At 74.5% G+C, this 5,716-nt stretch carries 7 protein-coding genes; 1 reads left to right on the top strand and 6 read right to left on the bottom strand.

What is annotated here, in order from left to right:
* Positions 1 to 119 precede the first annotated feature (119 nt).
* Together ACFU99_RS30815 and ACFU99_RS30810 are read right to left on the bottom strand one after the other, a co-directional pair.
* Positions 120 to 662, bottom strand: coding sequence for a YbaK/EbsC family protein (locus ACFU99_RS30815; protein WP_384398259.1), 543 nt, complete (start codon positions 660 to 662; stop codon positions 120 to 122).
* Positions 663 to 729: 67 nt separating this feature from the next.
* Positions 730 to 1,302, bottom strand: coding sequence for a helix-turn-helix domain-containing protein (locus ACFU99_RS30810; RefSeq protein WP_384398255.1), 573 nt, complete (start codon positions 1,300 to 1,302; stop codon positions 730 to 732).
* 93 nt (positions 1,303 to 1,395) lie between these two features.
* Here ACFU99_RS30810 and ACFU99_RS30805 point away from each other — a divergent pair, with 93 nt between their 5' ends.
* The gene (locus tag ACFU99_RS30805; RefSeq protein WP_384398253.1) at positions 1,396 to 2,262 is read left to right on the top strand and encodes an EamA family transporter; all 867 of its coding nucleotides are present in this window, start codon (positions 1,396 to 1,398) and stop codon (positions 2,260 to 2,262) included.
* 88 nt (positions 2,263 to 2,350) lie between these two features.
* On the opposite strand, the gene ACFU99_RS30800 is transcribed toward ACFU99_RS30805, so the two are convergent.
* The 4 genes from ACFU99_RS30800 to ACFU99_RS30785 all read right to left on the bottom strand — a co-directional run bounded on the left by ACFU99_RS30800 (position 2,351) and on the right by ACFU99_RS30785 (position 5,601).
* A complete protein-coding gene (locus ACFU99_RS30800) occupies positions 2,351 to 3,142 on the bottom strand; it encodes an acyltransferase (RefSeq protein ID WP_384398251.1) in 792 nt (263 codons plus the stop codon).
* A 74-nt stretch (positions 3,143 to 3,216) separates the two neighbouring features.
* Complete coding sequence (locus tag ACFU99_RS30795; protein WP_384398249.1) at positions 3,217 to 3,990, bottom strand: sulfite exporter TauE/SafE family protein; 774 nt, start codon at positions 3,988 to 3,990, stop codon at positions 3,217 to 3,219.
* A gap of 86 nt (positions 3,991 to 4,076) precedes the next feature.
* Positions 4,077 to 4,865: a GntR family transcriptional regulator gene (locus tag ACFU99_RS30790; RefSeq protein WP_384398247.1), complete on the bottom strand. Its 789-nt coding sequence runs from the start codon at positions 4,863 to 4,865 to the stop codon at positions 4,077 to 4,079.
* Between the two features lie 205 nt (positions 4,866 to 5,070).
* The gene (locus tag ACFU99_RS30785; protein WP_384398257.1) at positions 5,071 to 5,601 is read right to left on the bottom strand and encodes a gamma carbonic anhydrase family protein; all 531 of its coding nucleotides are present in this window, start codon (positions 5,599 to 5,601) and stop codon (positions 5,071 to 5,073) included.
* Positions 5,602 to 5,716 lie beyond the last annotated feature (115 nt).

Raw genomic sequence — 5,716 nt, 5'->3', positions numbered from 1 at the left:
GCCTCGACATGGTCATGGACCGCTGCCCGGCGATCGAGGCCCCGCGGCTGGGCTGACGGGGGCGCGGAGCGCCGAGGCTGCCCGAACGGCGTCGGGGCCGCGGCTCTCGTTCGGCCCGTTCAGACGCCGAGCCCGTCGAGCACCGCGGCGCCGGGGAGTTCGGCGAGGGCGCGGCCGGGGACGATGAGTTTGCCGCGGCGGCGGCCGCTGCCGATGAGGACGTACGGGGAGTCGGCGACGGCCGTGTCCACCAGGACCGGCCAGTCGGCGGGCAGCCCGATCGGCGTGACGCCGCCGTACTCCATGCCCGTGGCGCCGAGCGCGGTGTCCATGGCGGCGAACGATGCCTTGCGGGCGCCGAGGTGGCGGCGTGCGACGCCGTTGACGTCGGCGCGGGCGCGGCCGAGGACCAGTGCGGCGGCGAGGGTGGACTCGCCCGCGCGCTTGGCGGCGATGACGACGCAGTTCGCGGACTGCTCCAGCAGCCACGGGCCGTAGGTCTCCACGAAGACCGCGGTGTCGGCCTTCTCGGGGTCGGTGTCCACGTACAGCAGCTGCTCGGCGGGGACGGCGCCGCGCCAGCCGCGTACGGCCTCGGCGACCGGCGCGGTCAGCAGGTCGAGGCATTCGGCGGCGGGGCGGACCTCGTCGAACGCCTCCATCGGCGTGCTCATGGGCGTACTCATGGTCGTCAAGCTAACAGCCCTCCGCGCGGCGCTTCGGACCGTCTCAGCGCATGGGCGGGAGGGACACCGCCATCGTCATCTCGACGGACTCGGCGCCGTCGTTGCGGTAGGCGTGCGGGGCGCTCGCCTCGAAGGAGGCCGAGGCCCCGGCCGGGATGGTGTGGGCCGCTCCGTCGACGACGAGGGTGAGCTCGCCGGCCGTCACGTGGATCAGCTCGGTGGCGCCGTGCGCGTGCGGGTCGGACGCGCTGCCCTCGCCCGGCTCGATCCCCCATTCCCACAGCTCCAGGGGGCCATGCGCGCCCGTGTCGACGAGCAGCGTGCTGTGGCTGCCGGCTTCGGTGGTCCACATCCGCACGGCCCGCGCCGCCGGTACGACGCGCACCCGCGCGTCCTGGTCGTGGTCGAGGAGCGTGGTGATGCTGACGGCGAGGGCGTCGGCGAGCTTCACCGTCGTGCCGACGCTGGGGTTGGTACGGGCCTGCTCGATCTGGATGATCATGCCGCGGCTGACCCCGGAGCGGGCCGCGAGGGCATCGAGGGTGAAGCCGCGCTCGGCGCGCCAGCGCTTGAGGCTGCGGGCGAGCGACTGCGTGAGCTGGTCGAGGTCCGTCATCGTCCATCCAATATTCTCAATGACACAGTCCAATTCATTGCACTACGGTGTGGTGGACCACGCCGTCCATCACACTGTACTTCGAGGCTCCGCATGACCGTGCTCTACGCCCTGGCCACCAGCTTCCTCTGGGGGCTCGCCGACTTCGGCGGCGGCCTGCTCACCCGCCGCATGCCCGCCCTCACCGTGGTCGTCGTCTCCCAGACCCTGGCCGTGGCGGTGCTCGGCGCGATCGTCGTCGCCACCGGCGGCTGGTCCGAGGCCGGGCCGCGACTGTGGTTCGCGGCGGCGGCCGGAGTGGTCGGGCCAGCCGCGATGCTCTGCTTCTACCGGGCGCTGGCGCTCGGCCCGATGGGCGTCGTCTCGCCCCTCGGAGCGCTGGGCGGCGTCGTGGTGCCGCTCGGCGTCGGGCTGATGCTCGGCGAGCGGCCCGGCCTGCTCCAGTTCGCCGGCATCGCGGTCGCCGTGGCGGGCGTCGTGCTGGCCAGCGGGCCCCAGGCGGGCGGGGCGCCCGTGGCGCGGCAGACGCTGGTGCTCACGCTGGTCGCGGCGTTCGGCTTCGGGTCGGTGATGGCGCTGATCGCGGCGGCGTCCCACACGCTGACCGGGCTGTTCCTCGCCCTGTTCGTGCAGCGCGTGTGCAATGTGGCGGTCGGCGGCACCGCGCTGTACGCGTCCGTGCGGCGCGGCAACCCGGCGCTGCCGGAGGGCGGCGCGCGGGTGGTGCGGGCCGCGCTGCCCACGCTCGCCTTCGTCGGCCTCGCCGATGTGGCGGCCAACGGCACGTACAACCTGGCCGCGCACAGCGGTCCGGTGACGGTCGCGGCGGTGCTCGCCTCGCTCTACCCGGTGGTGACGGCGCTCGCCGCGCGCGGTTTCCTCAACGAGCGGCTGCGCGTCGTCCAGGCGGCGGGCGCGGGGCTCGCGCTGGTGGGGACGGTGCTGCTGGCGTCGCGGTGAGGGGACGCCTCGTCCGAGGCCGCGCTCGGAGTCGGCCGAGGCCGCGCTTCAGCACCCCGGCGAGAAAGCCGGCGACCAGAGGCCGCGCTCAGCATTCCGCCGGGAAAGCCGACGGGTCGGAGCCGTCCGGCTCCAGCCCCGACTCGGCCAGCGCCAGGAGCTGTTCGGGCGTGACGCCCTCCGGGATCGGCACGGGCGGCGGGGTCCGCAGCGGCGGCTGCCAGCCGGCCTCCGGGTCCCAGCGCCGCACGACCCGCGCCGGGGCCCCGGCGACCACCGCGTGGTCCGGCACCTCGCCGCGCACCACCGCGCCCGCCGCGACCACCACGTTGCGGCCGAGCCGGGCGCCCGGCAGGATCACCGCGCCCGCGCCGAGCCAGCTGCCGGACCCTATCTCGACGGGCGCGGAGCGCGGCCACTGCTTGCCCACGGGCTGCGCCGGATCGTCGTAGGAGTGGTTGTCGCTGGTGACGTACGTGTACGGGCCGCAGAACACGTCATTGCCGAAGGTCACCGGCCGCGAGGCCACCACATGGCTGCCCCGGCCGAGCACGACGCCGTCGCCGAGCCGCAGTACGGGGTCGGGGCCGAGGTCGACGCCGGGCATCATCCCGGCGGTGAGGGTGACCTGTTCGCCGATGACGCAGTGCGCGCCGAGTACGATCCAGGGCTCGCCGAAGACCGTGCCGAGGGGGAACGCGAGCCGGGTGCCGCGGCCGATGGCGCCGAAGCGGTACGGGCCGGGGCGCTCGGCGGTGACGGATCCGGCCTGCTGCACCCAGCGCCAGCCGCGGTGCACGGCGCGCGACACGGTCCGCCGCCGCCAGGCTCCGAGCGAGGCCGCCGCGTTGAATGAGAACGTGTTCCGGTCCTTCGGCACCCGCTCACGGTAGTCGGCCGTGTCGCGGGCGATCAGACCCGTGAGCTGTGATCTTCGCCCCAACCCCCTGTCGCTCAACCGTGCAGCGCCAGGTAGGGGGCCACCGCCAGCAGCGCGGCGACGAGGGCGTACTTCAGGGTGCGGGTGGGCAGGGCGCGCGCGATCTTCCAGCCGATGAGGACGCCCGCGATCTCGGGGACGCCGACCAGGGCGGCCAGCCGCCAGTCGACGGCGCCGTGGGCCACGTACCCGAGCGTGCCGATGCTCGCGATGACCACCGACTGGGCCTGGGCCGCCGCCAGCGACTCCAGCATGGGGACGCCCGCGGCGACCAGCAGCGGGACGGTCAGCATCGGCCCGCCGATGCCCACGATCCCGCTCGCCGCGGCCACCGCGAACCCCAGCACGGCGATCCACGGCGCCGCCGGATGGCGCGCTGCGCCGTTGTCATCGCCGTCGCCGTGGCGTTCGCGGTACCAGACGAGCACGGCGACCAGGGCCGCGCACGCCCCGAGCACCAGCCCGAACGCCCCTTTGGAGACCATGGTGTTGATCAGTACGCCCAGCGGCGTGCCGATGACGGCGGTGCCCGCGAGGATCAGCGCGGTGCGGCGGGTCGCGGGCTCGCGCAGCTGCCCGGAGCGCGTATAGGCGGCGGTGGCCAGCGCGCCGGTGGCGATATGGGTGACGATGGCGGTGCCCGCCACCTCGGCGGGGCCCAGGCCGGTCAGGGCGAACAGCCCGATGGTGGGCAGTACGCCGCCGGGTCCCAGCGCGGTGATGCCGATGCCGCCGGCGAGCCCGAAGAGGGCCAGCAGGACGAGGGTCAGGGTGTTCGGATCGGTCATGGGGCGCGGCCTTCCGGGTGAGCAGGGCATGCGGACGGGACGCACGGCGCGTCATGGGCAGAGGTCGGTCCGGGCGTGACCCGATGTCAGCCGGGGGTCGGAGCGCCCCGGTGCAAGGTGGCGTGCAGGGTGAGCCGGTCGGCGCGGATGTGCAGGGACTCCGCGTCGACGGGGCGGCCGTCGGCCAGGTGCGTGAGCCGGTCGATGGCGAACACGGCCGCGCCCACGGGGACATCGAGCAGCTCGGCGACGTCCGGGCCGGCCGTGACGGCGTGCACCGCCACGTCCGCGCGGCCCAGTCGGCGGCCCGTCGTCTCCTCGATCAGCGCGAACAGGTCGCGTCCGGCCAGATCCAGGTCCAGCAGCGGCAGCCCGATGTCGGCGGCTAGATAGGTCGCGTCCAGCGACAGCGGGAGCCCGCCCATGCGCCGTACGCGCTCGATGTACACCGCCTCCGCGCCGGACGCGAGGCCGAGCCGTTCCGCGACGGCCGCGGGCGGGTGCGCCACCCGGTGGGCGGCGCGCACCTCGTTGGTGAGCGGGCCGTACCCCGTCAGGGTCTCGGCGAGCCCGGCCAGCCGGTCGAGCCCGTGCCCGTACTTGGGCATCAGGACGGTGGTGCCGACTCCCTGGCGGCGGGCGATGAGCCCCTCGTCGCGCAGGATGCCCAGCGCCTCGCGGATCGCGTTGCGCGAGGCGTGGAACTGCGCGCCGAGCGCGCGCTCGTCGGGGAGGACGCCGCCGTCGAAGGCGCCGCCGGTGATCTGCTGGCGCAGCACGTCCGCCACCTGCCGGGCCCGCCGCGCCCTCGGCTGCGACGAGCCCCACCGGGCCGGGCCGTCCGCATCGACTGTGTGCGGTGTCCTGCCGCTCATACGTCCTCCCTCGGGCCTGCCGCCGGTGGTGCGTGCCAGGCCGGTGACAGTAGCCGAGCGCCATTACGCCAGAGTTACGCCACCTGCGATGACCTGCGCAAAAGCGCTACCAGCGGGTTTGCGGAGGGGGACGGGGGTTCCGCCGGGGCCCGGCTGTCTCCGTACGGTTTCCGGCCGGCTCCCGTACGTACGAGAGCCGGCCGGCTCACTCGTGGAGGGCCGCGCGGTGTGCCTTGGCGAGTTCCAGGTACATCGTCGCGTTGTGCCTGATCTGCTCGCGCTCCTCGGCGGTCAGCCCGCGCCTGACCTTGGCGGGGACCCCGGCGACGAGCGAGCCGGGCGGCACCCGCATGCCCTGCGGGACGAGCGCCTGCGCCGCGATCAGCGAACCGGCCCCGATGTGCGCTCCGTTGAGGACGGTGGCGCCCATGCCGATCAGCACCTCGTCCTCGACGGTGCAGCCGTGCAGCACCGCGTTGTGGCCCACCGAGACGCGCTCGCCGACCGTGACGGGGAAGCCGGGGTCGACGTGCACGGTGCAGTTGTCCTGGATGTTGCTGTCGGCGCCGAGGACGATCGGTCCGCAGTCGGCGCGCAGCACGGAGTGGTACCAGAGGCTGGCGCCCGCGGCCACCGTGACGTCGCCGATCACGACGGACGTCGGCGCCGTGAACGCCTGCGGATCGACCCTCGGCTCCGCGCCGCCCACCCCTGCGATCAGTGCCCGCTCCGCCATCGCCGTCTCCTCGCTCCCGCGCCGCCGTCCGGTGCCCCCTGTGGCACGGACGATGCTGTACGACCGCACCTGTACGTACGCACCGTAGGCGACGCCCCGCAGCCCGGTGTGGACT

Origin of the sequence: Streptomyces sp. NPDC057654, from assembly GCF_042800135.1 — a bacterium.
Taxonomy (GTDB): Bacteria; Actinomycetota; Actinomycetes; order Streptomycetales; family Streptomycetaceae; genus Streptomyces.
The sequence above is the reverse complement of the archived record's forward strand: the minus strand, read 5'-3'. Positions and strand labels throughout refer to the sequence as shown.